We start from the raw sequence: 24,108 nt of genomic DNA, 5'->3' as shown, positions 1-24,108 counted from the left end.
ACCCGCTCCGCACCGCTGACAGCCAACGCATCTCATCTCAAAGTGCATAACACGCTCTAGTCACGTCGTGCACAAGGACAGCCAAGTCATGGACATCCATCCCATCGCAGCGGACAAGCGCGAAGCAGTGCTGGCGGCCTTGAGCCAGATCGAGCGGCAGCATGATGTCCGCATCCTGCTGGCATGCGAATCGGGAAGCCGCGGCTGGGGATTTTCGTCGCCCGACAGCGATTACGACGCGCGCTTTGTCTACGTCCATCGCCGCGACTGGTATCTGACGGTCAACGAAAGCACCGGCCCCGGCGAGCCGCAGCGCGATGTGATCGAGCTGCCGATCTCCGACGATCTGGATGTCAGCGGCTGGGACCTGCGCAAGGCCTTGCGATTGGTCTCCAAGTCCAATCCGACGCTGCTGGAATGGCTGCATTCGCCGGTGGTCTATCGGCAGGATGCGGTTGCCGTCGCGCAGTTGCGCGCGATCGCGACGCAGTTCTATTCGCCGCTTGGCACCTGGTGGCATTACTTCAACATGGCCAAGAGCAACTACCGCGGTTACCTGCGCGGTGAGCGGATTCGCACCAAAAAGTACCTGTACGTGTTGCGCCCGGTGCTGGCCTGCCAATGGATCGAGCGCAGGCAGGACATGCCGCCGATGGCGTTCGAAGTATTGCTGGAAGAACTGTTGCCCACCGGTGAGCTGCGTCACGAGGTGGATCGTTTGCTGGCGCTCAAGCGCGTCTCCACCGAAGTGGAAGATGGGCCTCCGATTGCGCCGATCAGCGATTTTCTGGAAGCAGAACTCGACCGCATGGGCAGGTCGCAGCCACACCTGCCGGCCGGCAGCGGACGTTCGGATGCCCTGGACATCTTGTTTCGGCAAATGCTTTCCGACCAGGCTGCATTGCCCTGACGCATTGCGGCGGGCTGCAATGGCTGGCGATCGACCGCCAGTCACTGCAGCGCGGCCGGTGTTGGCGTATCGCTCCGCTCAAGCAGCGGGCAACTACCGACATGCCACCTGGCCCGATATCTGCACGTATTGCCATCGAATACACCGAAACGATGGAATATCCCGATTAGCGAAGCTGCGGGCGAACAGAGGCACTGCAGGTCGACCAGGCGGTCGATGGGAGCGCAAGAGATGTTGCTATGATTTGCCAACGACGACACATTCGACTAAATGAACGCATTTGGCACGCTACGGACCGCAACGTTTCGCCTCGCCGGTCCTGTCCTGTTTTTATTGCTGGGAAGTCTCTCCACGGCCCATGCCGCTACTGAAGAAGATGGCCGGTATTGGTTGAGTATCTACGCCCAGGGCAAGCTGCCGGTCGAAAACCTGTACTGGAGCATGGATATTCATCCGCGCTGGCGCGAGGAAGGCGAGCAGTTCGATCAATTGATCCTGCGCCCTGCGGTGTTTTACCGGCTCAACCCCAAGGCCAGCGTCTGGATGGGCTACGACACCATCATCAGCCATCCGGCCGGCCAGCCGTCCAACCGCGAAAATCGCTGGTGGGGACAATTTCAATATCAGTTCGATCCGATCGCCGAGATCAGCATCACCAGCCGTACCCGCCTGGAACAGCGCCACCGCGAGGACTTCAGCGATGAAGGCTATCGCGTGCGCCAGATGATTCGGGCTGTGCGCCCAAGTGGATTCAACCCGAAGTTGTCGTGGGTGGCGTTCAACGAGCTGTTCGTCAATCTCGATCAAACCACCTGGGGCGCGCGCCGCGGCATCGATCAGAACCGCGTCTTTGTCGGCATCAACTGGAAATTCAACGCCATCTCCAATGTGGATGTCGGTTATCTCAACCAGTTCGTCAATACGCGTGCGGTGGATCGGAAAAACCACGTCTTGATGACGACGTTCCGCTTCAATTTCTAAACGCCCCGGTAACGCCCCGGCATCGGGTGCCGGATCGCGTGGGCGTTTGTTCGCGTGGATCGTATTGGCACGATTGCATCTGCGTCGCACACCGGCGCGCCCTGCACACCACGACGCTGAGCGTGTTGCCGCTGCCGGCAACACGCACGATCACACCGGTAACAACCGCTGTCGCAGCGCATCGGCAAACATGTCCAGGGTCGTGTCGGCTGCCTGGATGATGCTGCCCATGTGGATGAAGCCGTGCACCATGCCGGGGAAGGTGTGCACGCTGACCTCGACGCCGGCTGCGCGCAGGCGCTCGGCATAGCGCAGGCCTTCGTCGTGCAGGATGTCCCGCTCGGCCAGCACGATCAGGGCCGGCGCAACGCCGCTCAGATCCGGCGCCAGCAGCGGCGAGACGCGCCAATCCAGGGTGATGGCCGGGTCCTTGATGAAATGCTGGTTGAAGAACTGGGTGGCCTGCCGCGTGAGCGGCGGGATGTCGGCATTGGTCGTGCGGGACGGATGCTCGCCACTGTCCTGGCGCGTGTCCGTCAGCGGGTAGAGCAATAGCTGACAGCGCAGCGCAATGCCGGCATCGCGGGCGGCGATGGCAGCGGCAGCGGCCATCGCACCGCCGATGCTGTCGCCGGCCACCGCCAGGCGCTGCGGGTCTGCCCCAACCTGCCCGGGATGCGCGGCCAGCCACTGCAGCGTGCCGATGACATCCTCCACCCCGGCAGGCGCGGGATGCTCCGGAGCGAGCCGGTAATCGACGGCCAGCACCTGGCAACCGGCGCGTGCGGCCAGCTGTCGGCAGACGTCGTCATGCGACTCCAGATCGCCCACCACGCCACCGCCACCGTGCACGAACAGCAAGGTGGGCGCGGGGCCATCGCTCAAGCCCTGCGGGCGATAGAGCCGCAGCGGCACGCTGCCGGCAGCGGTGTCGGCGTCTACCGCGCGCACCTGCGCCATCTCCAGCACCGGGAAGCCGAGTTGGGCCCCCATCCCACGCATCATTGCGCGCGCCTGCGCCAGCGGCAGCGTCTCCATCGGCGGCTGGGCGGCCTGCTGCAGCACGGTGAACAAGCGAACGACATCGGGATCGAACATGGCGGTCTCGCTGGTAGTGAACGACTGCCGAGTCTGCCTGATACTTATTTTTGATAACAATTAATCTGAATAATGATTCGGCAAGATGACGGCCGACAGCTCGAGCGCAGCCGTGTTGGCTTGATACACAAGGACTTGGGCCTGCACGCGTGAGATCTTGCGCTGATGCGGGTAGCCAGTTGCATCGCCGATTGCTGCATTGCATCGCGCGCATGCGCAACTGCCCGGCGGGGCGCAGCCCCGCAAGCGCGGGCAGTGCGGGATGAAATGGCAACGTGCCCTTTGTTGATGGCAACTTCCGAACGCACCCGGATCCACGTTGCTGCACGCGCGCCGTTAGGCAAACCACGTGTTCGCTGCTGGACCGATGCAGCGGGAGCCGCGTCAGCGCCCTGCGTTGCACTGGCAGCGCGGGGTCATGACGCACGTAGCGATCAGTCGTCGTCTTCGGCGGCGGCTTCGCGCCCTTGCTGGCGGATCAGGTTTTCCTGCCGCGCGTCTTCGATCGAGGCGCGGATGGCGCGCACGTCGGCGCGCTTGGTATCGAACTTGAAGCGGCCGGTGAGCGCGCTGTCCGGGCGCAACTCGCCCTTTTCGTAGAGCGCCCACATTTCTTCACCGTAGTGGGTGTCCAGCAGGTCCGGCGCGAAGCGGCCCAGGCAATCGCGCAGGTTGTGCACATCGCGCAGCAGCATGTCGCGCGCGGCATTGTTGCCGGCGGCGCTGACCACCTGCGGGAAATCGATCACCACCGGGCCCTCGGGCGAGACCAGCACGTTGTATTCGGACAGATCGCCGTGTACCAGACCGAGCGAGAGCATCTTGACCACGTCGCCGATCAGGCTGCTGTGGAATGCGCGTGCCTGCTCCGGCTCAAGCTCCACTTCGCCCAGGCGCGGTGCGCTATGGCCGGCTTCGTCGGTGACCAGATCCATCAGCAGCACGCCATGAAAATAGCCGCGCGGCTTGGGCACGTGCACGCCGGCATCCACCAGCTGGTAGAGCGCGTCGGCTTCGGTGTTCTTCCATGCGGTCTCGGCTTCGCGGCGACCGAACTTGGTGGCCTTGCCCATGGCGCGCGCCTGGCGGCTGCCGCGCACCTTGCGGCCCTCCTGATATTGCACGCGCGCCTGGAAGCTGCGTTGCGCCATGTCCTTGTAGACCTTGGCACACAGGATGTCCTCGCCGGCGCTGACCACGTAGACGGAGGCTTCCTTGCCACTCTTCAGTGGTCGCAGCACTTCGTCGATGACACCGTCGTCGATCAGCGGCTGCAGGCCCTTGGGGGTTTTCATGGACGAGGGGGACCGATCCGAAACAAGTCAGCAGCGATTATGCGGCAAGCAGGATGAAGTGCTTACATGCGATGCACACAGTGCGACCGGAGGCAGGCATTGGCGCGAGCGCTTACCATGCGGGAACCTGCCTGACGCGCGATCCGATGCCCGAGCCCACCGCCAGCCGCCGCAAACGTCCTGCCGCCGTCGCCGCGCCCGGGAGCGAGCGCGGCCTGCCGTACGAATTGATGCAGCAGATTGCCGCCGCCCAGGGCGACCCGGACTTCATGACCTCGCTCGGGCGTGGGCTGGTGGTGCTGAGCGTGTTCGCCCAGCACCCGCGCGAGGTGACGATGTCGCAGATCAGCCTGGAAACCGGCATCTCGCGCGCAGCGGTGCGGCGGGTGCTGCACACGCTGGCCAAGCTGGGCTATGTCGGCGAGCAGGGCCGTGGCTATGTGCTGTTGCCGCGCGTGCTGGGGATTGGCGGCGCGTATGCGGCGTCTTCGGCGATGACCGCGGCCGCGCAGCCGGTGCTGGACGGGCTGCGCGACCAACTGCACGAATCCTGCTCGCTGGGCGTGCTGGATGGCGACGACCTGCTGTACGTGGCGCGCGCGGAGACGGTGCGGATCATGTCGATCGGGCTGCGCCCGGGCACGCGGCTGCCGGCGTATTGCACGTCGATGGGCCGGGTATTGCTGGCCGCCCTGCCCGCCGACACCTTGCAGGCCTACCTGGAGCGCACCACGTTGCGCCCGCGCACCGACCGCACGGTGACCCAGGCGTCGGCGCTGCTGGAGATCCTGGCGCGTGCGCGCCGCGAAGGCATGTGCCTGACCGACCAGGAGCTGGAAATCGGCCTGCGCTCGATCGCGGTGCCGGTGCGCAACCTGCGTGGCGAGGTGATTGCCGCGCTCAACATCGGCGCGCAGGCCGGGCGCGTCAGCCTGCAGACCATGCAGACGCAATTGCTGGAGCCGCTGAAGCTGGCGGCGCAGCGTCTGGGAGCGTTGCTGAGCTGACCTGGGCGGCGCGTGCCGGGTGGTGGCAGCGCCCCTGAGTGAAGCGGCCAAGAGCATCGCGCACCGCGTGGCTGGCTACCGCACGCAACCCTTGGCTGCACCCTGCGCGCAGCTGCCCGTCATTGCGTCGTGCAGTCAACAGCGCGTTGGTCGCGTACGCCTGCAGCCTCCTGCGACATGCGCATCGCCCCGCCTGCGGGCTCAACGCGGCCGACGCAGGAAGCCCACCACCGTCTCCACCCAGGCGGCGTGCGTGTCCTCCACATGCGCCACATGATCGGCGCGTGGCAGCGTGACCCAGCTGCGGTCTTCGCTACCCAGGCGTGCGAACAGGTGCGCGTTGTCCGCCTGCGTGGCGATCGGATCGTCGACACCCCGCAGCAACAGCACCGGCAGCGTCGTGACCTGTTCGGGCTGGAACGCGAACTGCTCCATCGCGTGCCAGTCCGTGCGCACCGGATCGGCAGCCACCGCCTGCGCCTGGTAGGCCGCGCGCACGCGCGGGGGCGCGGCGTTGGCGGTGATGAAATCCTCGCCGGCCGCCGCGCTGGTGGTACGTGCGCGCAAGGGCCGGGCCGGGGTTGGCGCGTCGGTGGGCGGCGCATCGACATCGTCGGGGAAGCCATACAGCACCAGCGCGGACAGCGCCTGCGGCTGTTGCTGGCCGACCAGCAGCGCCACGCGCGCCCCGTTGGAATAGCCGATCAAGGCAGGCGGCGGCAGGCCTGGATGTTGCCGGGCGACCCAGGCCAGCACCTGCTCGACGTCGCGCACCGCGCGGGCGGGCGTATTCCACCCGCTGGGGTCGCGCGCGCTGCCGCCGTAGCCGCGCAGGTCCACCGCGTAGGCGGCAAGCCCGGCCCGTGCGAAGGCGGCCAGTACCGAGCGCGCGTCGCCCGCTTCGCCCGGCACCTGCAGGTCGAAGTTGGGCAGCGAACTCCAGGTGCGGCCATGCACCAGCAGCACCGTGCCACGCGGCTTGGCCGGCGCGCGCGACCACACCGCCAGGGTCTGGCCATCGTCGGCGCGCACCTGCGCCAGCTGGGTGCCCGGCCCGGGCTGCGGTTGCGCGCCGGCGGTCAGTGAGAGCAACACCAACAGAAGCAGGCAGGCGGCTCGGAACGTCATGTGGCATCTCGTCATGGGCGTGGCGGACTGGGCACGCTGCGTGGCTGGGCAGGCAGACGCGAAAACGACGGGAGCGGCCGCATCAGGGCTCGGCAGCCTGTTCTTCCAGAATCGGTTTGGCCAGCGCAAAGGCGTGGTTGGCCGCCGGGACGCCGCAATAGATCGCCGCCTGCAGCAGCACTTCCTTGATCTGCTCGGGGGTGACGCCGTTGTTGCGGGCAGCGCGCACATGCAGCTTGAATTCTTCGTCGTGGCCCAGCGCGACCATCATCGACAAGGTGATCAACGAGCGGGTATGCGCAGGCAGGCCGTCGCGGGTCCAGATGGTGCCCCAGGCATACCGGGTGATCAGGTCCTGGAACTCGGTGGTGAACTCGGTGCGCGCGGCCAGCGAGCGCTCGACATGCGGCTCGCCCAGCACGCGGCGGCGTTCGCGCAGGCCGGCTTGATAGCGTTCGTCTTCGTGCATGAGGCGTCCTCGTCCTGCGGTAAAGATCAGTTGGCTTGCAGGAAGCCCAGCACCGCGTCGTTGAACGCGGCCGGCGATTCCAGATTGCAGATATGGCGGCCCGGTACCTGGGCGTAATGCCCATCGGGCGCCGCGTAGGCGATCTCGCGCAGGTTCGGCGGCGGGCACACCGGGTCGTCGTCGCCGGCCAGAGCCAGCAGCGGCAGGTTCAGCCCATCCAGCGCGCCGCGGAAATCCGCCTCGGCCACCGCCTGGCAGCAGGCGATGTACCCGGCCGGCGAGGTGGAGACGAAGGCGGCAGCGATCATGTCCAGGCGCTGCGCGTGGCTGATGGCAAATGCCGGTGTGAACCAGCGCTGCAACGTGGCATCGATCAGCATCGGCAGGCCTTCGCTGCGCACCTGCTCGATGCGGGTTTCCCAGGTGGCGGTGCTGCCGATCTTTTGCGCGGTGGCGCAGACCACCAGCCGGCGCAGCCGCTGCGCGGCATGCAGCCCGAGCCACTGCCCGGTCAGCCCGCCGATCGACAACCCGCAGAAATCGCTGCGCTCGATCTGCAAGGCATCCCATAACCCCAGTACGTCCTGCCCCAGGTCGGCCACGCTGTATGGGCCGGGCGGCGAGTCCGAATAGCCATGGCCGCGGCGGTCGTAGCGCAGGATGCGGTAATGCGGAGCGAAGGCCTCGATCTGCACGTCCCACATATGCAGGTCGGTACCGAGTGAATTGCAGAAGGTCAGCCAGGGCCGCCCGTCGGTGCCGTCCACACGGTAATGCAGGCGATGCGTGGGCAATTGCAGATAGGCCATCGAAGCACCGTCAACGTGAGGAAGAGGCCAGTACGCGATCGATCCAGACCGAGGACATGCCGCGCCAGCTGTCGCTATCGAACACCGCCTGCAGTTGCGCGTGCGTGAGTACCGCGCTCGCCTGGGCGTCCTCGGCCAGCACCTCACGCAGATGCCGCTGCTGCGCCTGCGCACGCGCCACCGCCTGTTCGACCAGCGCGTGCGCCTGCGGCTTGCCGAGCTGCGGGGCCAGTGCGAACACCGCCGCCTCGGCATAGAGCACGCCGCCATGGCCATCCAGATGGTGACGCATGCGCGCACGGTCCAGTTCCAGCTCGGCCAGGCAGGCCTGCATCTGCGCCAGGCTGCCGGCGGTCAGGCAGACGATCTGCGGCAAGGTGTCCCATTCGGCATGCCATTGCCCGGCGGCGCGCTCATGCGGCTGCGCCATCGCGCTGAACAACGTGGCGATCAGCCCGGGCACGCGGGTGGCCGCGGCCACCGCCGCCACGCTGGCCACCGGATTGCGCTTGTGCGGCATCGCCGACGAGCCGCCCTTGCCGGCCGCCGCAGGCTCGAACGCCTCACCGACCTCCGATTGCATCAGCAACACCACATCGCCGCCGATCTTGCCCAGCGTGCCGGCGAGCAGGCCGAACGCGCAGCCGACCTCGACGATGCGGTCGCGCGCGGTGTGCCAGGGCAACGCAGGCAGCGGCAGCGCCAAGCGGGTGGCCAGCGCCTGGGCCACGTCCAGACCGCGCTCCTGCAAGGACGCCAAGGTGCCGGCCGCGCCACCGAACTGCAGCACCAGCGCGTCGTTCCGCAACCCGTGCAGGCGCCGATGCGCGCGCTGCAAGGCGTCCAGCCAGCCGGCTACCTTGAGTCCGAAGGTCACCGGCACGGCCTGCTGCAGCAAGGTGCGCCCGGGCAGACCGGTGTCGCGCTCGCGCGCGGCCAACGCGGCCAAGGTGTCGCACAGCTGCTGCAGGCGCGGCAGCAGCAGATCGAGCGCAGCGCGCAGTTGCAACACGCTGCCGGTATCGATGACGTCCTGGCTGGTGGCCCCCCAATGCACCCAGCGCGCGGCTGCGGCATCGTGCGCGGCGACGTGCGCGGTCAACGCCTTGACCAGCGCAATGGCGGGGTTGCCGGCGAGCGCGGTGGCCTGCGCCAGGGCGCGCATGTCGTAGTGCTGCACATCGCAGGCCGCTGCAATCGAAGCGGCCGCCTCGGCAGGGATGACACCGCACTGCGCCTGCGCGCGGGCAAGCGCGGATTCGAAGTGCAACATGGCCTGCACACGCGCCGCATCGTCAAACATTGCGTCGCACGCAGGCTCGCCAAACAAGGATCCCAACAGCAAAGACGTCGCACTCATGCATCGCATCTCTTGGCGTATCGGCAGCATGGCACCGAAGCACGGGGGTGCCAACTAGACGTTAGGGCAATACGCGCGGCGCGGCATGACGGGGCGATGGCTGGCGAAGGTGACAGCGTGCACACCGGGTTGCTCCGCGCCTTCGGCATCGCGGTGCGCGCTCGCAGCCTGTCATCGCGTGCCATACGCAGCGTACCGGCAGGACCAGCTGCCTGTCGGACTCTGCGCGCCTGCAGAGACCGGCGGCGGCGTTCAGCGCTGCGGCCGATGTGCACATCAATACCGGAAGAACACGGTCTCCATCTCGCCCTGCATGTGGATCTCCCAGGTATAGGCGCCATTGCCCGCCGGCTGGGCCAGCAGGGTGATGCGGCGCTCGGCCGGCACCAGCGCCAGGATCGGGTCGCTGTCCAGTTGCGGGTCATCGGCGAAGTACAGCCGCGTCGATGCGCCGCGCAACAGCCCGCGCATGAACACCAATACGCTCAGGTGCGCTGCCTGCGGACTGCCCTGCGGCCCGGCAACGGCACCCGGCTTGACCGTGCTGAAGCAAAAGCGCCCCTGCGCATCGGTGGGTACCCTGCCCCAGCCATCGAAGCTGGCGTCGTGCGCCTGGTGGCGGGCATCGGCAGCATGCGCGTAGATGCCGGCGGCATCGGCTTGCCACAGCTCCAGCACCGCGTCGGCCACCGGCACACCGGCACCATCGAAGACGCAACCGCTGATCTGCACGTGCGTGCCGACGGCCTGCGCCGGTGCGAGGCGGTCGCGATACAGCGGTTCCAGCCCGAGCCGGTAATACGGGCCGACGGTTTGCGAAGGGGTTGCGTGCAGGCTCATCGATTCACTCCCAGACCGTTTGCTTGCGACCACGCAGCACGATGTCGAAGCGATAGGCCAGCGCATATTCGCTGATGGCATTTTCCCAGTCGAAGCTGGACACCATGCGCTCGCGCGCCAGCGCATCGTCGACGCAGTTGTAGATCGGGTCGTGCGCCAGCAGCGGGTCGCCGGGGAAATACATCTGGGTGATCAACCGCTGCCCGATGCCATCGCCATGCAACGAAAAATGGATGTGCGCCGGCCGCCAGGCGTTGTAGTGATTGCGCCATGGATACGCACCCGGCTTGATGGTCTTGAAGACGTAGCGGCCCTGCGCATCGGTGAGCACCTGGCCGGTGCCGCGGAAGTTGGGGTCCAGCGGTGCGTCGTGACGATCGCCGGCGTGCTGGTAACGGCCGGCGGCATTGCATTGCCACACTTCCACCACGCTGTTGCGCACGGGCCTGCCGTTTTCGTCGAGCACGCGGCCGGAGACGATGATGCGCTCGCCCAGTGGCTCGCCACTGAACCCTGCGGTGAGATCGGCTGCATGCTCGCCCAGGGTGAGCCGATCCAGGCGCGGGCCGGTGACTTCCGACAGCGTGACCGGGATGTCGATCGGCGCGCGCGTGGGGCCGCGCAAGGTGGTGGAGGCGTACGCCGGATGCAGATAGGCCGGCTGCGTGCCGGGCCGGGGACGGCGGTAGCCGAGCAGCGGGTCTGCAAGTGACGGGTCAACGGGGGCATCGCGCATCGTGAGATCTCCCTGCGCCGCTTTGCGGCACGTTCAAGCAATGTAGGTGTGCGGTAGCGGCGCAGTGGTTGCAGCGGGCAGGCTCACAGCCGCTCGATCGCCAAGGCCACGCCCTGCCCCACCCCGACGCACATGCTGGCCAGCCCGAGCCGGCCGTTGTTGGCTTCCAGTTGCCGCAACAAGGTAAGCGCCAGACGCGCGCCGCTCATGCCCAGCGGATGGCCCAGCGCGATGGCGCCGCCGTTGGCGTTGACGTGCGCGGCATCGTCGGGCAAGCCGAACGCGCGCAGGCATGCCAGCACCTGCGCGGCGAAGGCTTCGTTGAGTTCGATCGCATCGAACTGTTCGATGTGCAGGTTCAGACGCGCCAATAGACGCTGCGTGGCCGGCACCGGGCCCATGCCCATGTAGGCCGGCTCGACACCGGCCGACGCGAACCCCAGTACCCGTGCGCGCGGGGTCAGCCGATGCGTCTGCACGGCCTGCGCGGACGCCAGCAACAACGCGGCAGCACCGTCGTTGATGCCGGACGCATTGCCGGCGGTCACGCTGCCGGGCTGGCGGAACACCGGCTTGAGTTTGGCCAGCATCTCGGCGGTGGTGTTCGGGCGCGGGGCCTCGTCATATTCGACGGTGACGGCATCGCCGCCCTTGCGTGCGGCCACCGGCACCGAGGTGATTTCCGCATCGAAGAAGCCGGCGGCCTGGGCGGCGGCGAGGCGTTGCTGGCTGCGCAGTGCGAAGGCGTCCTGATCCTCGCGCGCGATGGCGTGGCGCTGCGCGACGTTTTCGGCGGTTTCGCCCATCAACTCGGTGCCATAGGCGGCCTGCAGGCGCGGGTTGATGAAGCGCCAGCCCATGGTGGTGTCTTCCAGCTGCTGGGTGCGGGCGAAGGCGCTTTCGGCCTTGCCCATCACCCACGGCGCGCGCGACATCGATTCGACACCGCCGGCAAGCGCCAACCCCAACTCGCCGGCGCGGATGCCGCGTGCCACCGTGCCGATCGCGTCCAACCCCGACCCGCACAGACGGTTGAGGGTGCTGCCCGGCACCGAACTCGGCAGCCCCGCCAGCAACAGGCTCATGCGCGCGACATTGCGGTTGTCTTCGCCCGCCTGGTTGGCGCAGCCCAGATACACGTCGTCGATGGCGGCCGGGTCCAGCTGCGGATGACGGGCCAGCAACGCAGCGATCGGCACTGCGCCCAGGTCGTCGGCACGCACGCTGGACAACGCGCCGCCGTAGCGGCCGATGGGTGTGCGGATGCCGTCGATCAGATACACCTCGCTCATGCCTCCGCCCCCGCCGATCGGGTGCCATGCGCGGCGTCGGTGCGCGCCTGCAGCGCGCGCAATGCCTGCAATTCCGTCGTGCTGGGCGGTACGGTCTGCGCAAGCTCTTCGGCAAAGCGGATCGGCCAGCCGGTCGCCGCGCTCACCTGTTCGCGACTGATACCCGGGTGCAGCGAGGTGACGGTGAGTTCGCGGGTGAGCGCGTCGGGCTCCATCACGCACAGGTCGGTGACCACCACGGTGGGTCCTGCGCCGGGCAGGCCGGCGCGGGCACGCGCATCGCCACCGTCCAGATGCCCGACCGTGGTGATGAAGTCCAGCACCGGCACGAAGCTGCGTCTGGACTGCCGCATGATGATGAACACCTGCTTGGCGCTTGCCGCGATTTCCGGCGCGCCACCGGCGCCGGGCAACCGCGTCTTCGGCGCTGCGTAATCGCCGATCACGGTGGTGTTGAGGTTGGCGTGGCGATCGATCTGCGCCGCCCCCAGGAAGCCCACATCCACCCGCCCGCCCTGCAGCCAGTAACGAAAGATCTCCGGCGTGGAGACCACGGTGTCGGCGGTGTCGGCCAGCTCGCCGTCGCCGATCGATAACGGCAGCACGTCCGGGCGTGCGCCGATCGGGCCGGACTCGTAGATCAGGGTGACATCCGGCGCATGCGTGAGCCGGGCCAGGTTGGCTGCGGTGGACGGCAGGCCGATGCCGACAAAACACACCGCGTCATCGGGCAGACGGCGCGCGGCAGCCACGGTCATCATTTCGTTGGTGCTGTAGGCGCTCATGCCGCCACCTGCTGCTGCGATTGCGCGTACACGCGCACGAATGCGGCGAAGTCGTCGGTGTCGAGAATATGCGTCTGGATCCACGCCTGGAACCGCGCGCGGTCGCGCGCAATCGCGTCCCAGCCCAGATAAAAGCGGTTGTCGCGGGCGTAGTAGCCATGCGCGTACGACGGCGCCGCACCGCCAGGAACATGGCACACCGCGTCGACCACCCAGCGCGGCAGGATGCAGGCATTGGGCGGCGCATCCAGCGTGTCGACGATCTCTTCCACCGTCACGATCACCTTGCGCGCGGCCAGTGCCGCCTCCTTCTGCACGCCAAGAATGCCCCACAGCAACACGTTGCCGCGTCGATCGGCCTGCTGCGCGTGGATCACGGTGACATCGGGGTTGACCGCCGGCGTGGTGGCCAGCGTCTGGTCGGTGTAGGGGCACTGCAGGAACTTGATGCTGTCGTTGACGCGCGGCAGGTCCGAGCCGACATAGCCGCGCAACACCGCAAACGGCAGCCCGGAGGCGCCGGCGACATAGGCGTTGGCCATGTCGGCGTGGCTGTGTTCGCGGATCTGCAGCGGCTGCGGCCAGGCGTGTTCGACCGCGTCGCGCAGCCGGTGCAGCGAGCCGACCCCCGGATTGCCGCCCCACGAAAACCGCAACGCCGATGCGCAACCGGCGCCGATCAGCTGGTCGTAGATCAGGTCCGGGGTCATGCGTACCAGGCGCAGATCGCGTTTGCGCTGGCGGATCACCTCATGGCCGGCCGCATGCGGGATCAGATGGGTGAAGCCTTCCATCGCCACGCAATCGCCGTCGGCAATCAGGTGGGACACCGCGTCTGACAGAGCGACGATTTCGGCCATGAGCAAGACACCGCTGCGAATGTGCAGCCACGGTAGGGCCGGCCGAACAGCCCGGTCAATACGATTATCGGCGATTGAATTCGATAATCGCACAGTTTCCGCTGCACAGTCATGCTCCAACATTGTCTCCGGTGTATACATAACTTCGCCTGCAAGCAGACGCCAGCGCTGGCATGCGCGTCAACTGGTTGCAGGCCGGCGCAGTGCGTCGATGCGTCCCCCAGGTTGTATACAAGAACCCCAGGAGTCACGGTCATGTCCCAGTCCAAGCCGCTGTTTCCCCTCAATGCGTGGTATGCCGTCGCCTGGGACCACGAAATCAAGCACGCGCTGACTCCGCGCAAGGTCTGCAACCTCGAGGTGGTGGTCTACCGCACCACCGCCGGCGCGGTGGTCGCGCTGGAGGACGCCTGCTGGCACCGGCTGGTGCCGCTGTCGATGGGCAAGCTGCGCGGCGACGATGTGGTGTGCGGCTATCACGGCCTGGTCTACAACACCCAGGGCCGCTGTGTGCACATGCCCTCGCAGGAGACCATCAATCCCTCGGCGTGCGTGCGCAGTTTTCCGGTGGCCGAGAAGCACCGCTACGTGTGGATCTGGCCGGGCGACCCGGCCAAGGCCGATACCGCGCTGATCCCCGACCTGCATTGGGCGCACGACCCGGCCTGGGCCGGCGATGGCCGCACCATTTACGCCAAGTGCGACTACCGGCTGGTGCTGGACAACCTGATGGACCTGACCCACGAGACCTTCGTGCATGGTTCGAGCATCGGCCAGGACGAGATCGCCGAGGCGCCGTTCGATGTGGTGCATGGCGACCGCTCGGTGGTGGTGTCGCGCTGGATGCGCAACATCGACCCGCCGCCGTTCTGGGCCAGCCAGATTGCACGGCATCTGAATCACCACGGCAAGGTCGACCGCTGGCAGATCATCCGTTTCGAAGCGCCTGGCACCATCGCCATCGATGTCGGTGTGGCCATCGCCGGCACCGGCGCGCCGGAGGGCGATCGCAGCCAGGGCGTCAACGGCTACGTGCTCAACACGATTACGCCGGAGACCGACACCACCTGCCATTATTTCTGGGCATTCATGCGCAACTACGCGCTGCACGATCAATCGTTGACCACGCTCACCCGCGCCGGGGTCACCGGTGTGTTCGGCGAGGACGAGGCGGTACTGGAGGCACAGCAGCGCGCCATCGACGCGCATCCGGATCACACCTTCTACAACCTCAACGTCGATGCCGGCGGCATGTGGGCGCGGCGGGTGATCGACCGCCTGATCGCGCAGGAACAGCGCGTGCAGGATCTGTCGCTGCGCATGGTGGGCTGAGCGCAGCGCGCAGGAGACCGCCATGCCACCGACCACACCGTTCCACAGCAGCGCGGCGCAGACTACGCGCGCACTGCTTTCGCTGCGTGAGCTGATCCTCGACGGCACCCTGCCCGCCGGTACGCGACTGTCCGAAGTGGCGGTGGTGCAGCGGCTGGGCATGTCGCGCACGCCGGTACGCGCCGCGTTGCAGCGCCTGTGCGAAGAAGGCCTGGCCAGCGCGTTGCCGGGCGGCGGCTACGCGGTGCAGGCCTTCAGCGAGCACGATGTCCACGACGCCATCGAACTGCGCGGCACGCTCGAAGGCCTGGCCGCGCGCATGGCCGCCGAGCGCGGGGCGACCGCCGCGCAACTGGCTCAGGCGCACCAGTTGCTGGGAACGCTCGATGCCATCGTCGGCGCGCCGCGGGATGCCATCGACTTTGCCGCCTATGTCCAGGCCAACGCGCTGTTCCATGCGCTGCTGGTAGCGATGGCTGGCAGCGACGTGCTCGGCCGCGAGCTCACCCGCGTGCTGCAGCTGCCGTTCGCCTCGCCCAACAGTCTGGTCATGGCCCAGACCAGTGCTGCCGACGCGCAGGTGATCCTGACCGTCGCGCAGGACCAGCATCGCGAAGTGATCGCCGCCATCGCACAGCGCCAGGGCAGCCGCGCCGAAGCGCTGATGCGCGAACACGCCCGGCTGGCCCACCGCAATCTGCGTCACATCCTGCAGACCCCCGCGGCCATTGCCCAGGTGCGCGGCGGCGCCCTGCTTGGCCGCGCCCATGCATCCACCGCCGGCCTTGCACGGCACGCCCTTCTGCCTGGAGTTCCTCATGCGTAAAGACACCCAATGGCATCGTGCCCATGTCGTCAGCATCGCCGACGCCTGCGCGGGCGTGCGCGAAATCGTGCTCGACCCAGGCACCGCGGCGCGCCCGTTCGAGGTGGGCAGCCACCTGGATTTTCGGCTGCAGTTGCACGGGCGCAGCGATGTGCGTTCGTACTCGCTGGTGGGCGAGCCGCGTGCGGACGGGTACTACCAGATCGCGGTACGGCAGATGCCGGACAGCCGTGGCGGCTCGTTGCATATGTGGACGCTGCAGCCGGGCGATGTGGTGGAAATGTCGCCTCCGAGCAACAACTTTGCGCTGGACGAACGTGGCGAGGAAATCCTGTTGATCGCCGGCGGTATCGGCATCACGCCGATCCTGGGCATGGCGCAGCGGCTGGCGCAGCGGCACCAGGCGTTTCGCCTGCTGTATGTCGGGCGCTCGCGCAGCGCGATGGCCTACGTGGACCAGTTGGAAGCGTTGCTCGGCACGCGCCTGCAGCTGCATTGCGACGACACCGACGGCCCGCCCGATCTTGCTGCCGAACTGGCGCGGCTTTCGCCCAATGCCGAGGTGTATGTGTGCGGGCCGCTGGGCATGCTGGAAGCGGTACGCCAGCACTGGCATGCCGCCGGGCGTCCGCGCGCGCGGCTGCATTTCGAAACCTTCGGCAATAGCGGGCGGGTGCCGGCGCAGGCGTTCGTGGTCAAGTTGCCTGCGCTCGGGCTGGAAGTGCCGGTGGCCGAAAACGAATCGATGCTCGATGCGCTGGCAGACGCCGGGGTCGAATTGATCGCCGAATGCCGTCGTGGCGAGTGCGGCTTGTGCGCGGTGGAGGTGCTCGACAGCGCAGCCGACATCGATCACCGCGATGTCTTCTTCAGCGACGAACAACGCCGCGAAAATCGCAAGCTGTGCGCCTGCGTGTCGCGCGCGGTGGGCGGCAGCATCAGCATCGACACCGGCTACCGCGGCGAGCTGGGCTGAGCGTTGCCGTCATGCGCACCGCGCCGGCCGTTGCGCTGGCGCGGTGCTGCCGAGCGCAGCATGCGCCTTACGGCGGCGTAGTTCACCGCGTACGCTGGACGGACCCTCGCCGGAAACCGCTGTGCTTGCATCCTCACGCGCATGCGCGATCATCTGCGCATGGAGTCAACTCACTACAGGACTGTCCCGGCGCCGGCATTGAACCCGCGCCAGGAGCAATTGGTGGCGCTGGTGCGGCAGCAGGGCTTTGCCGATGTCGAAGGCTTGGCCACGCGCTTTGAGGTCACCCCGCAAACCATCCGGCGCGATCTGACCTTGCTGTGCGATGCCGGCGTGCTGCGCCGCTACCACGGCGGCGTCAGCATGCCTTCCAGCGTGGAGAACCTGGCCTACACCGCGCGCAAGGCGCTGCAGGCACGCGAGAAACAGCACATCGCCACGCACGTCGCGCGCTTCATTCCCGACGATGCCTCGCTGTTCATCAATCTCGGTACCACCAACGAAGAGGTCGCGCGCGCGTTGCTGCAGCATCGCGGCCTGCGCGTGATCACCAACAACCTCAACGTGGCGGTGATGCTCAGCGCCAACCCCAGTTTCGAGGTGATCGTGGCCGGCGGGGTGGTGCGCGGACGCGATCAGGGCGTGACCGGCGAGGCCACGGTGGAACTGATCCGCCAGTTCAAGGTGGACTTCGGGGTGATCGGCATATCCGGCATCGACCTGGACGGCACCTTGCTGGATTTCGACTACCAGGAAGTGCGCGTGGCCCAGGCCATCATCGAGCACTCGCGCCAGGTGGTGCTGGCCGCCGACCACAGCAAGTTCGGCCGCAACGCCATGGTGCGGCTGGGCGCGATCGCCCAGGTGCACGACTGGTTCACCGACCGGCCGCCGCCGCAGGAACTGGCCAAGGTGCTGGCCGAGGCCGGCACCCGGGTCCACCTGGCAGATGCCGACGGCGGCACCTGAAATTGTTCGTTTAAGTACGTTTGCGCCCCCTGGACGTCGCCTGGACGCCGGGAATCGATTCATGCATTGAATCGATTTGAACCAATCCATCTCCCATTCCATCCGCTGACGCCTTGATTTACAGGTGATCCGCTTCTTCACGCCCCGAAAAGGTTCGATGTTCGAATATGTTCGAACATGACAACTTAGGTTCGCTAACCGCGCACCTGGACGGAGGCACCGATGGGCGAGACGTACGATCTTCTGGTGGTAGGCGGCGGCATCAACGGGGTCGGCATCGCCCGCGATGCGGCCGGACGCGGCCTGTCGGTGTGCCTGTGCGAGCAGGACGATCTGGCCGCGCATACCAGCAGCGCCAGCACCAAGCTGATCCATGGCGGCTTGCGCTATCTGGAGCAGTACGAGTTCGCACTGGTCGGCAAGGCGCTGGCCGAGCGCGAAGTGCTGTTGCGCCTGGCCCCGCACATCATCTGGCCGCTGCGCTTTCTGTTGCCGCATCAGCCGCATCTGCGTCCGGCCTGGATGATTCGCGCCGGCCTGTTCCTGTACGACCATCTCGGGGGCAGCAAGCGCAGCCTGCCGCGCTCGCGCCGGCTGTCGCTGCGCACGCACCCGGTTGGCCAGCCGCTGCAGGAATCGCTGCGCACCGGCTTCGTGTATTCCGACGCCTGGGTGCAGGACGCACGACTGGTGGTGCTCAACGCGATGGACGCGGCAAAGCGCGGCGCCAGGATCCACACCCGCACGCGCTGCGTGGGTGCCTGGCGCGATGCCGGGTTCTGGTACGCCGAACTCGAAGACCGCGATGGCCGCCGCCGCACCGTGCAGGCGCGCGCACTGGCCAATGCCGCCGGCCCGTGGGCGGTGTCGTTCCTGGACAAGGTGGCCGCGGTGCCGCACCAGCATGCGCTGCGCCTGGTCAAGGGCAGCCACATCGTGGTGCCCAAGCTGTTCGATCACGATCACGCCTACATCTTCCAGCAACCGGACCGGCGCATCGTGTTCGCCATTCCGTACGAGCATGACTTCACCTTGATCGGCACCACCGACGTCGACTACGAGGCCGACCCCGCCGCTCCCAAGATCGATGCGGCCGAGATCCAGTACCTGTGCGATGCGGTGAACCTGTATTTCCAGCAGCAGATCGGCCCTGCCGATGTGGTGTGGAGCTACAGCGGCGTGCGCCCGCTGCTGGACGATGCCGAAGACAATGCCGCCGAGGTGACGCGCGACTATCAACTGGAAGTCATCACCGACGGCGCGCCGCTGCTCAATGTGTTCGGCGGCAAGTTGACCACCTACCGCAAGCTCGCCGAAGAAGCAGTCGACCGGCTCACGCATGCGCTGGGCGCACGCAAGCCGGCATGGACCGCGCGCGGCGATGCGCTGCCGGGCGGCGAACAGCGCGATATCGCCAGCCTGCTTGAGCGCGTGCGCAACGCGCGCCCCTGGCTCCCTGCCGCCACCGCGCAGCGGCTGGTGCGCAATTACGGCACCTGCGCAGAACGGCTGCTGGGCGATGCGCAGGACGTGGCCGGCCTGGGCGAGCACTTCGGTGCAGACCTGTACCAGGCCGAGGTGGACTACCTGCGTCAACACGAATGGGCGCAGACCGCCGACGATATCCTGTGGCGTCGCAGCAAACTCGGGCTGCGGATCGATGCGGACGGACGTCAGCGGCTGGAAGCGTATCTGCAGGCGCAGGCGCTCCAACCCGCCGAGCTCGCGATTGTTTGAACATACCGCGTTGCCGGCGAGGACGGGTCGTCCGGCAACGTATCCTGGCGCACTGCCTGCATCACCCTGTGGAGGGCACCCCCGATGAGCACGACCCACTCCCCCTGCGCGCCGACGCGCGTGTCGCAATCGCCTGTGCGTTGCGATGATCTTCTCGCGAGCATGCGCGCATGAACCGCCAGCTCGTGGGTGAGTTGATTTCCGAAGCGATCGCGATGTTCATCATCATCGCGCTGGGCGACTCGGTTGCGGCGATGTACATCCTCTACGACCCCAGCCCGTACCAGAACGCCTATTGGGGCGTGTGCATCGCCTGGGGTCTGGCGGTGACGCTGGCGATCTATGTCACCGGTTCGGTGTCGGGCACGCATGCCAACCCGGCGGTGACGCTGGCGCTGGCACTGTTCCGCGATTTTTCGTGGAAAAAGGTGGTGCCGTACTGGATTGCCCAGGTCATCGGCGCCTTCCTGGGCGCGGCCATCGTCTATCAGTTGTACGGGCCGGTGATCGACCATTTCAACCAGGTGCAGCAGCTGACCCGCGAAGCCGGCGGCGCGGCCGGTGTGTTCTTCACCGCGCCCGGTCTTGCGGTCACGCCGATGCATGCGCTGGTCGACCAGATCATCATCACCGCGTTCCTGATCTTCGGCATCTTCGCCATCACCGAACAATTCAACGAAGCCGCGCCGACTGCCAACTCCGGTGCGCTGATGATCGGTCTGCTGGTGGCGACGCTGGGCGCGTCGATGGGCTATCTGGAAGCGTGGGCGATGAACCCGGCGCGCGATTTCGGCCCGCGTCTGTTCGCCTACTTCGCCGGCTGGGGCGAGGCAGCGCTGCCGGCCAAGGACAACTACTGGTGGATCCCGATCGTCGGACCGTTGATCGGCGGCCCGATCGGCGCGCTCGCCTATCAATGGCTGATCCTGCCGTTCCTGCCGGCACGCGTGCGCCACCTGCAGGGCGGCAAACCACCGCTCGATCCGCGCTGATCGCACTGCTGCACGACTGACGGCACGGCGCCGCTGCCGGGCAGGCCCTGGATGTCTCGGCCTTTCGAGCAGCGGCGTGCACTACCCACTTTCTCGCCGTGCGCCAGCGCCGGCATTGTTCGAGGAATCTCCGATGGAAAAGCAATACGTCCTTGCGATCGATCAAGGCACCACCAGCTCACGGGCGATGTTGTTCGATCGCAACGGCAAGGTGGCCGGCGTGGCGCAGCGCGAGTTCGGGCAGATCTTCCCGCAACCGGGCTGGGTGGAACACAACCCGCGCGAGATCATGACCAGCGTCTACACCACCATTACCGAGCTGCTCAACAACGCGCAGATCGATGCGCGCTCGATCGCCGGCATCGGCATCACCAACCAGCGCGAGACCGCGGTGGTGTGGGACAAGGCCACCGGCCAGCCGATCTACAACGCCATCGTGTGGCAATCGCGGCAGACCAAGGACATCTGCACCCAGCTCAAGGAAGCCGGCCATGAGCAGATGGTGCGCGAGAAGACCGGGCTGCTGATCGACGCGTATTTTTCCGGGACCAAGGTCAAGTGGATCCTCGATCACGTGGAAGGCGCACGCGAGCGTGCACGCAACGGCGAACTGGCCTTCGGCACCATCGACAGCTGGCTGATCTGGAACCTCACCGGCGGCAAGGTGCACGTGACCGATTACACCAACGCCTCGCGCACCATGATGTTCAACATCCACACCCTGGAGTGGGATGCGCAACTGCTGGAGATGCTGGACGTGCCGGCGCAGATGCTGCCGGAGGTGCGCTCCTCCAGCGAGGTCTATGGCATGACCCAGACCCAGTATTTCTATGGCGAACAGGTGCCCATCGCCGGCATCGCCGGCGACCAGCAGGCGGCATTGTTCGGCCAGGCCTGTTTCGAGCCGGGCATGGCGAAAAACACCTATGGCACCGGCTGCTTCATGCTGATGAATACCGGCGACAAGGCGGTGATTTCCAAGGCCGGCCTGTTGACCACGATCGCCTGGGGCATCGACGGCAAGGTCGAGTACGCGCTGGAAGGCGCGATCTTCGTCGCCGGCTCGGTGGTGCAGTGGTTGCGCGATGGCTTGCGCATGCTGGGCAAGGCCAGCGACTCGCAGGCCTATGCCGAACGTGCCGGCGACAACGACGGCGTCTACCTGGTACCGGCCTTCGTCGGCCTGGGCGCGCCGTACTGGCGCAGCGATATCCGTGGCGCGGTGTTCGGCCTGACCCGGGGCACCAGCAAGGAGCACTTCGTGCGCGCGGCGGTGGAATCGATGGCCTATCAGACCCGCGACGTGCTCACCGCGATGCAGAGCGATTCGGGCATCGAGCTGAAGGAATTGCGCGCCGATGGTGGCGCGATCGCCAACGACTTCATGGCGCAATTCCAGAGCGATATTCTCAACGTACCGGTGCTGCGCCCGGAAGTGGCCGAAACCACCGCGCTCGGGGCGGCCTATCTGGCAGGTCTTGCGACCGGCTTCTGGAGCAGCCGCGAAGAGATCGCCAAGCAATGGGCAGTGGATCGGCGCTTCGAGCCTGCGATGGCCGAGGACAAGCGCGAGCAACTGTATGCCGGCTGGCAGCAGGCGGTGGAAGCGACGATGGGCTTCAGGATCAGCTGAGCGACCGGGCCTGACGGCGATTGCCCGAGCGCGTCCTGCTGCGGTACCGAGTGGTTACCTGTTGTACGTATCGCCGGCCTGCACGGTGCAGGCCGGCGATACGTCAAACATTACTGGCCGCTGGTATTTGCGCGACCGGCGATGGTGTCCGGGTCCCAATGTTCCTTGATCAGACCCTTTTCGATGCGGAACATATCGAACCACGTGGTGGTATAGGTCTTGCCGGGGTTACGCGGGTCCGGCAGCGTACGGACCGACACCAGCGTGACCAGATCGCCATCGGCGGTAATGGCGACCAACGGCAACTGCACGCGCGGCTGCACCGGGGTCGGCTTCACGAAGGCAGTCAAGAACGCAATGAACGCATCGCGCCCATTGGCGACATTCGGGTTGTGCTGGATGTAATTCTTGTCCATGTACATCGGCGCGTACTGCACCTGCCCGGCTTCGAACACGATCCGCCAGAAGTCGTAGACCAGCCGCTTGTTGGCGGTTTCGTACCAATTGGAACCGAGCAGCATCTTCTGGTGATTGGTGTTCTCAGTGACGGCGGTTTGCGCGAACGCCGCCATCGGTGCGACCAGCATGATCAGCAACAAGGCGCGGGAAACGATCTTTTTCATGGGGATCTCCTGGAAGGAAACGGGCCGTGCGCTCGCGGGGGAGTTGGCGCACGGCGCGATTGGGGCAAGGACGCGTCCGTGCACAGACAGCAACCACCACGCGTCCATGCCACCCTACCGAGCACATCGGCTGTCGCGCTAGCCTACGCAAAGTGCACCAGGGAACTTCGCAACTTCCTGGTGATAAAGAAATTACCTTTGAACAGGCGGCCTCAGACCTCGGCCAGCGGCAGCCCCGCATAGTTTTCAGCGATGGTCGCGCGGCCGGCCTCGCTGCCGAGCAGATACTCCAGCTCGGCATGGCGGATGCGCGCAGCGAAGGCATCTTCGTCGTCGAAGGTATGCAGCAGCGTCGTCATCCACCACGAAAATCGCTCGGCCTTCCACACCCGCTGCAGCGCCAGCGACGAGTACTGCCGCAACACATCGGCATCGCCGGAGGCCTTCCAACGTGCGAACAGCTGTGCAAGCAGACCGACATCGGCCAACGCCAGGTTCAGTCCCTTGGCGCCGGTCGGCGGCACGATATGCGCCGCATCGCCAGCCAAAAATAGGCGACCGTACTGCATCGGCTCGGCGACAAAACTGCGCAGCGGCGCGATGCTTTTCTCGATCGATGGGCCGGTGACCAATTGTTCGGCCAACGCATCCGGCAACCGTGCGCGCAACGCATCCCAGAACGCCGCATCGCTCCAGGCTTCCACGCGGGCGTCTGCGGGCACCTGCACGTAATAGCGCGTGCGGGTGGGCGAGCGCATCGAGCACAAGGCAAAGCCACGCCTGTGACGCGCATAGATCAACTCATCGTGCACAGGTGGCGTATCGGCCAGCACACCCAGCCAGCCGAACGGATAGACGCGCTCGAACAGGCGCATCCGCTCGGCCGGGATGCTGGCGCGGCTGACCCCATGAAAGCCGTCGCAGCCGACGATGTAGTCGCAGGCAACGCGCATGCGCATGCCCTCATGCGTGAATGCCACGCTGGGTGCGGCGCTGTCCAGCGCGTGCAGGGTGACCTCGCCTGCGTCGTAGTACGTCGGCGCGCCACTCCGCTGGCGCGCTTGCATCAGATCGGCGGTGACCTCGGTCTGGCCATAGACCGTGACCCCGCGGCCGCAACCGCGCAGCAGATCGATGCGCTCACGCTGGCCATCGAGCGACAGTTCGAAGCCGTGATGCGGCAGGCCCTCACGCTGCAGGCGCTCGCCCACACCGGCACGTTGCAGCAACTCCACACTGCCCTGCTCCAATACCCCGGCGCGGATACGCCCCAATACGTGTTCCGGCGTCTGCCGCTCGACGATGAGCGTGTCGATCCCGGCACGCAGCAACAGTTCGCCCAGCAGCAGGCCCGATGGTCCGGCGCCGATGATTGCAATTTGCGTCCGCATGGGGCGCTCCTGCCTTCAATGATCAGGCCTGCAGTGTCGGTAGCCAAACGCGACCATTG

23 protein-coding genes are annotated in these 24,108 nt (G+C 66.6%); 10 read left to right on the top strand and 13 right to left on the bottom strand.

Features of this window, described 5'->3' with window-relative positions:
* Window positions 1–88: 88 nt before the first annotated feature.
* Both Y887_RS13365 and Y887_RS13360 read left to right on the top strand, forming a co-directional pair.
* Window positions 89–910, top strand: coding sequence for a nucleotidyltransferase domain-containing protein (locus tag Y887_RS13365; RefSeq protein ID WP_046964801.1), 822 nt, complete (start codon window positions 89–91; stop codon window positions 908–910).
* 270 nt (window positions 911–1,180) lie between these two features.
* Window positions 1,181–1,891, top strand: coding sequence for a DUF2490 domain-containing protein (locus Y887_RS13360; RefSeq protein ID WP_104611764.1), 711 nt, complete (start codon window positions 1,181–1,183; stop codon window positions 1,889–1,891).
* Between the two features lie 150 nt (window positions 1,892–2,041).
* Here Y887_RS13360 and Y887_RS13355 read toward each other — a convergent pair whose 3' ends face one another.
* Both Y887_RS13355 and Y887_RS13350 read right to left on the bottom strand, forming a co-directional pair.
* The gene (locus Y887_RS13355; RefSeq protein ID WP_046964797.1) at window positions 2,042–2,989 is read right to left on the bottom strand and encodes an alpha/beta hydrolase; all 948 of its coding nucleotides are present in this window, start codon (window positions 2,987–2,989) and stop codon (window positions 2,042–2,044) included.
* Window positions 2,990–3,423: 434 nt separating this feature from the next.
* Entirely contained in the window at window positions 3,424–4,284 is an 861-nt protein-coding gene (locus Y887_RS13350) for a PA4780 family RIO1-like protein kinase (RefSeq protein ID WP_046964796.1), read from the bottom strand.
* Window positions 4,285–4,430: 146 nt separating this feature from the next.
* On the opposite strand from Y887_RS13350, the gene Y887_RS13345 reads away from it, so the two are divergent.
* Window positions 4,431–5,291 (top strand): IclR family transcriptional regulator domain-containing protein, encoded by an 861-nt coding sequence (locus tag Y887_RS13345; protein ID WP_046964795.1) that lies wholly within the window; start codon window positions 4,431–4,433, stop codon window positions 5,289–5,291.
* A gap of 201 nt (window positions 5,292–5,492) precedes the next feature.
* Here the strand turns inward: Y887_RS13345 and Y887_RS13340 are convergent, their stop codons facing one another.
* From Y887_RS13340 to Y887_RS13300, 9 genes are all read right to left on the bottom strand, one after another.
* Window positions 5,493–6,419 carry an alpha/beta hydrolase gene (locus tag Y887_RS13340; RefSeq protein ID WP_046964794.1) on the bottom strand — a complete coding sequence of 309 codons (927 nt, stop codon included), beginning with the start codon at window positions 6,417–6,419 and terminating at the stop codon, window positions 5,493–5,495.
* Window positions 6,420–6,501: 82 nt separating this feature from the next.
* Window positions 6,502–6,888, bottom strand: a complete 387-nt coding sequence (gene pcaC, locus Y887_RS13335; RefSeq protein WP_046964793.1) for a 4-carboxymuconolactone decarboxylase — start codon at window positions 6,886–6,888, stop codon at window positions 6,502–6,504.
* Between the two features lie 26 nt (window positions 6,889–6,914).
* Window positions 6,915–7,697: a 3-oxoadipate enol-lactonase gene (pcaD, locus tag Y887_RS13330; protein ID WP_046964792.1), complete on the bottom strand. Its 783-nt coding sequence runs from the start codon at window positions 7,695–7,697 to the stop codon at window positions 6,915–6,917.
* A 10-nt stretch (window positions 7,698–7,707) separates the two neighbouring features.
* Window positions 7,708–9,057, bottom strand: coding sequence for a 3-carboxy-cis,cis-muconate cycloisomerase (locus Y887_RS13325; protein WP_046964791.1), 1,350 nt, complete (start codon window positions 9,055–9,057; stop codon window positions 7,708–7,710).
* A 276-nt stretch (window positions 9,058–9,333) separates the two neighbouring features.
* Window positions 9,334–9,897: a protocatechuate 3,4-dioxygenase subunit alpha gene (pcaG, locus tag Y887_RS13320; RefSeq protein ID WP_046964790.1), complete on the bottom strand. Its 564-nt coding sequence runs from the start codon at window positions 9,895–9,897 to the stop codon at window positions 9,334–9,336.
* A 4-nt stretch (window positions 9,898–9,901) separates the two neighbouring features.
* A complete protein-coding gene (pcaH, locus tag Y887_RS13315) occupies window positions 9,902–10,633 on the bottom strand; it encodes a protocatechuate 3,4-dioxygenase subunit beta (RefSeq protein ID WP_046964789.1) in 732 nt (243 codons plus the stop codon).
* Window positions 10,634–10,716: 83 nt separating this feature from the next.
* Window positions 10,717–11,925: a 3-oxoadipyl-CoA thiolase gene (gene pcaF / locus Y887_RS13310; protein ID WP_046964788.1), complete on the bottom strand. Its 1,209-nt coding sequence runs from the start codon at window positions 11,923–11,925 to the stop codon at window positions 10,717–10,719.
* Window positions 11,922–12,710 carry a CoA-transferase subunit beta gene (locus Y887_RS13305; protein WP_046964787.1) on the bottom strand — a complete coding sequence of 263 codons (789 nt, stop codon included), beginning with the start codon at window positions 12,708–12,710 and terminating at the stop codon, window positions 11,922–11,924. Before Y887_RS13305 ends, pcaF begins: the two co-directional genes overlap by 4 nt.
* Window positions 12,707–13,570, bottom strand: a complete 864-nt coding sequence (locus Y887_RS13300; RefSeq protein WP_046964786.1) for a CoA transferase subunit A — start codon at window positions 13,568–13,570, stop codon at window positions 12,707–12,709. Before Y887_RS13300 ends, Y887_RS13305 begins: the two co-directional genes overlap by 4 nt.
* A 255-nt stretch (window positions 13,571–13,825) precedes the next feature.
* Here Y887_RS13300 and Y887_RS13295 point away from each other — a divergent pair, with 255 nt between their 5' ends.
* The 7 genes from Y887_RS13295 to glpK all read left to right on the top strand — a co-directional run bounded on the left by Y887_RS13295 (window position 13,826) and on the right by glpK (window position 22,035).
* Window positions 13,826–14,902, top strand: coding sequence for an aromatic ring-hydroxylating dioxygenase subunit alpha (locus Y887_RS13295; RefSeq protein ID WP_046964785.1), 1,077 nt, complete (start codon window positions 13,826–13,828; stop codon window positions 14,900–14,902).
* Between the two features lie 22 nt (window positions 14,903–14,924).
* Window positions 14,925–15,728, top strand: a complete 804-nt coding sequence (locus tag Y887_RS13290) for a GntR family transcriptional regulator (protein ID WP_046964784.1) — start codon at window positions 14,925–14,927, stop codon at window positions 15,726–15,728.
* Window positions 15,721–16,704 (top strand): PDR/VanB family oxidoreductase, encoded by a 984-nt coding sequence (locus Y887_RS13285; protein ID WP_046964783.1) that lies wholly within the window; start codon window positions 15,721–15,723, stop codon window positions 16,702–16,704. The genes Y887_RS13290 and Y887_RS13285 overlap by 8 nt, the downstream gene beginning before the upstream one ends.
* Before the next feature lie 141 nt (window positions 16,705–16,845).
* Window positions 16,846–17,673: a DeoR/GlpR family DNA-binding transcription regulator gene (locus tag Y887_RS13280; RefSeq protein ID WP_046964782.1), complete on the top strand. Its 828-nt coding sequence runs from the start codon at window positions 16,846–16,848 to the stop codon at window positions 17,671–17,673.
* 222 nt (window positions 17,674–17,895) lie between these two features.
* Window positions 17,896–19,410 (top strand): glycerol-3-phosphate dehydrogenase, encoded by a 1,515-nt coding sequence (glpD, locus tag Y887_RS13275; RefSeq protein WP_046964781.1) that lies wholly within the window; start codon window positions 17,896–17,898, stop codon window positions 19,408–19,410.
* A gap of 170 nt (window positions 19,411–19,580) precedes the next feature.
* On the top strand, window positions 19,581–20,402 hold the full coding sequence (locus Y887_RS13270) for an MIP/aquaporin family protein (protein ID WP_046964780.1): 822 nt from the start codon (window positions 19,581–19,583) through the stop codon (window positions 20,400–20,402).
* Between the two features lie 133 nt (window positions 20,403–20,535).
* A complete protein-coding gene (gene glpK, locus Y887_RS13265) occupies window positions 20,536–22,035 on the top strand; it encodes a glycerol kinase GlpK (protein ID WP_046964779.1) in 1,500 nt (499 codons plus the stop codon).
* 110 nt (window positions 22,036–22,145) lie between these two features.
* Here the strand turns inward: glpK and Y887_RS13260 are convergent, their stop codons facing one another.
* Window positions 22,146–22,658 (bottom strand): nuclear transport factor 2 family protein, encoded by a 513-nt coding sequence (locus Y887_RS13260; RefSeq protein WP_046964778.1) that lies wholly within the window; start codon window positions 22,656–22,658, stop codon window positions 22,146–22,148.
* Window positions 22,659–22,870: 212 nt separating this feature from the next.
* On the bottom strand, window positions 22,871–24,049 hold the full coding sequence (gene pobA, locus Y887_RS13255; protein WP_046964777.1) for a 4-hydroxybenzoate 3-monooxygenase: 1,179 nt from the start codon (window positions 24,047–24,049) through the stop codon (window positions 22,871–22,873).
* Window positions 24,050–24,108: the final 59 nt, after the last annotated feature.

Origin of the sequence: Xanthomonas pisi DSM 18956 (assembly GCF_001010415.1) — a bacterium.
GTDB classification, from domain to species: Bacteria; Pseudomonadota; Gammaproteobacteria; order Xanthomonadales; family Xanthomonadaceae; genus Xanthomonas; species Xanthomonas pisi.
The sequence above is the reverse complement of the archived record's forward strand: the minus strand, read 5'-3'. Positions and strand labels throughout refer to the sequence as shown.

Excerpts from the sequence above, each read along its gene's own strand:
- pcaH (WP_046964789.1), bottom strand. The coding sequence starts at position 10,633 with ATGCGCGATGCCCCCGTTGACCCGTCACTTGCAGACCCGCTGCTCGGC.
- Y887_RS13280 (WP_046964782.1), top strand. The coding sequence starts at position 16,846 with ATGCGCGATCATCTGCGCATGGAGTCAACTCACTACAGGACTGTCCCG.
- Y887_RS13305 (WP_046964787.1), bottom strand. The coding sequence starts at position 12,710 with ATGAGCGCCTACAGCACCAACGAAATGATGACCGTGGCTGCCGCGCGC.
- Y887_RS13350 (WP_046964796.1), bottom strand. The coding sequence starts at position 4,284 with ATGAAAACCCCCAAGGGCCTGCAGCCGCTGATCGACGACGGTGTCATC.
- Y887_RS13340 (WP_046964794.1), bottom strand. The coding sequence starts at position 6,419 with ATGACGTTCCGAGCCGCCTGCCTGCTTCTGTTGGTGTTGCTCTCACTG.
- Y887_RS13355 (WP_046964797.1), bottom strand. The coding sequence starts at position 2,989 with ATGTTCGATCCCGATGTCGTTCGCTTGTTCACCGTGCTGCAGCAGGCC.
- Y887_RS13365 (WP_046964801.1), top strand. The coding sequence starts at position 89 with ATGGACATCCATCCCATCGCAGCGGACAAGCGCGAAGCAGTGCTGGCG.
- Y887_RS13325 (WP_046964791.1), bottom strand. The coding sequence starts at position 9,057 with ATGAGTGCGACGTCTTTGCTGTTGGGATCCTTGTTTGGCGAGCCTGCG.
- pcaC (WP_046964793.1), bottom strand. The coding sequence starts at position 6,888 with ATGCACGAAGACGAACGCTATCAAGCCGGCCTGCGCGAACGCCGCCGC.
- Y887_RS13290 (WP_046964784.1), top strand. The coding sequence starts at position 14,925 with ATGCCACCGACCACACCGTTCCACAGCAGCGCGGCGCAGACTACGCGC.
- Y887_RS13295 (WP_046964785.1), top strand. The coding sequence starts at position 13,826 with ATGTCCCAGTCCAAGCCGCTGTTTCCCCTCAATGCGTGGTATGCCGTC.
- Y887_RS13260 (WP_046964778.1), bottom strand. The coding sequence starts at position 22,658 with ATGAAAAAGATCGTTTCCCGCGCCTTGTTGCTGATCATGCTGGTCGCA.
- Y887_RS13285 (WP_046964783.1), top strand. The coding sequence starts at position 15,721 with ATGCGTAAAGACACCCAATGGCATCGTGCCCATGTCGTCAGCATCGCC.
- glpD (WP_046964781.1), top strand. The coding sequence starts at position 17,896 with ATGGGCGAGACGTACGATCTTCTGGTGGTAGGCGGCGGCATCAACGGG.
- Y887_RS13345 (WP_046964795.1), top strand. The coding sequence starts at position 4,431 with ATGCCCGAGCCCACCGCCAGCCGCCGCAAACGTCCTGCCGCCGTCGCC.
- Y887_RS13270 (WP_046964780.1), top strand. The coding sequence starts at position 19,581 with ATGAACCGCCAGCTCGTGGGTGAGTTGATTTCCGAAGCGATCGCGATG.
- Y887_RS13300 (WP_046964786.1), bottom strand. The coding sequence starts at position 13,570 with ATGGCCGAAATCGTCGCTCTGTCAGACGCGGTGTCCCACCTGATTGCC.
- pobA (WP_046964777.1), bottom strand. The coding sequence starts at position 24,049 with ATGCGGACGCAAATTGCAATCATCGGCGCCGGACCATCGGGCCTGCTG.
- glpK (WP_046964779.1), top strand. The coding sequence starts at position 20,536 with ATGGAAAAGCAATACGTCCTTGCGATCGATCAAGGCACCACCAGCTCA.
- Y887_RS13360 (WP_104611764.1), top strand. The coding sequence starts at position 1,181 with ATGAACGCATTTGGCACGCTACGGACCGCAACGTTTCGCCTCGCCGGT.
- pcaD (WP_046964792.1), bottom strand. The coding sequence starts at position 7,697 with ATGGCCTATCTGCAATTGCCCACGCATCGCCTGCATTACCGTGTGGAC.
- pcaF (WP_046964788.1), bottom strand. The coding sequence starts at position 11,925 with ATGAGCGAGGTGTATCTGATCGACGGCATCCGCACACCCATCGGCCGC.
- pcaG (WP_046964790.1), bottom strand. The coding sequence starts at position 9,897 with ATGAGCCTGCACGCAACCCCTTCGCAAACCGTCGGCCCGTATTACCGG.